2 protein-coding genes are annotated in these 1249 nt (G+C 59.7%); both read right to left on the reverse strand.

The genetic code is table 11. The annotated features are described in order from the left end of the window. The coding region (locus tag ACXJ5O_RS27405; protein ID WP_457302661.1) for an AAA family ATPase at nucleotides 1-575 on the reverse strand (575 nt) is incomplete at its 3' end. An 18-nt stretch (nucleotides 576-593) separates the two neighbouring features. Further along, nucleotides 594-1249 (reverse strand): PDZ domain-containing protein (locus ACXJ5O_RS27410; protein WP_457302662.1); only part of this gene is annotated, 656 nt, incomplete at its 5' end.

Here is a 1249-nt window from a genome sequence, read left to right on the forward strand (position 1 = left end):
TCATTCAACGGTAGGGCTTTGCCTTCGTGACCCTCCGCGCKCTCGAGCAGAGCGGTCAGGCTCGCCTCGTCATGCGGATGAAACACCAGCACGCGTGCACGCGACAACAAGGCCGCATTCAATTCAAAGGACGGGTTCTCCGTTGTCGCGCCGACAAGGACGATTGTGCCATCTTCCATCACCGGCAAAAACGAATCCTGCTGCGCCCGGTTGAAGCGATGTATTTCGTCGACGAAGAGCAATGTCTGGCGGCCGGACATTTTTCGCGACCGCGCCATGTCAAAGACCTTCTTCAGGTCTGCCACACCGGAGAAGATCGCGGAGATCTGTTCGAATGCGAGGTTCGTCTCGTTGGCGAGAAGGCGCGCCACCGTCGTCTTGCCTGTTCCGGGCGGCCCCCAGAAAATCATCGAGCCAAGCGAGCCGGACGCGATCATGCGCGTCAATGCGCCTTCCGGTCCGGTCAGATGCTCCTGACCAGTGACTTCGCCCAGAGATTTTGGCCGCAACCGGTCGGCAAGCGGCCGGCTCCTGTCCAATGCCGGATCGTCATTGACCGAAAACAGGTCAGCCATATTCTCTATCTGCCTCGCTTAGCGAATGATTTGTCGGATTATGGCACCGCCGCGCTCGAATTCGAAGCGCCAAAGCGAAGGATCACTGGACATCGCCTTGCTCAATTCGGCGATTGTCTGGATTTCAACTCCATTCACACCGCGAATGATATCTCCAGGACGCAAACCTATACGCGCAGCCGGCGAATTGCGGGTCACCTTGTCCACCGCCACACCGTCAGTGTCAGCAGGCAACTGCAGGCGAGTGGCGCTGCTTGGCGTCAGCTTGAGGACGAGCGCGCCCGACAGCGGGTTCTTGCCCCCGATCATCAGCTGATTGTCGGGGGAGTCGGCGCGGGGCTTTTCGAGCGAAACCGTCACGGTCTTTTCCGCTGCCCGGCTGAGCACACCGAGTTTCACGGCCTTGCCAATTCCGGCTGTCGTCAGGCGATAGCCGAGACCATCTGGATTCTCGATCCGCACGTCATCGACAGTCAAAACCACATCGCCGACGAGAAGCCCGCCCTTCTCCGCGGGGCTGCCCTTCGTGATGTTGGTCACCAATGCGCCATAGGGTTGCTTCATGCCCAGACCCTCGGCCACATCGGGTGTCACATTCTGGAAAGTGGCGCCAATATAGGGCCGCTCGAACCTGTCCGCACCTCCCTTCGCCGTCTCAACAACGGCGCGTACCA

This window comes from Phyllobacterium sp. P5_D12, from assembly GCF_054049495.1.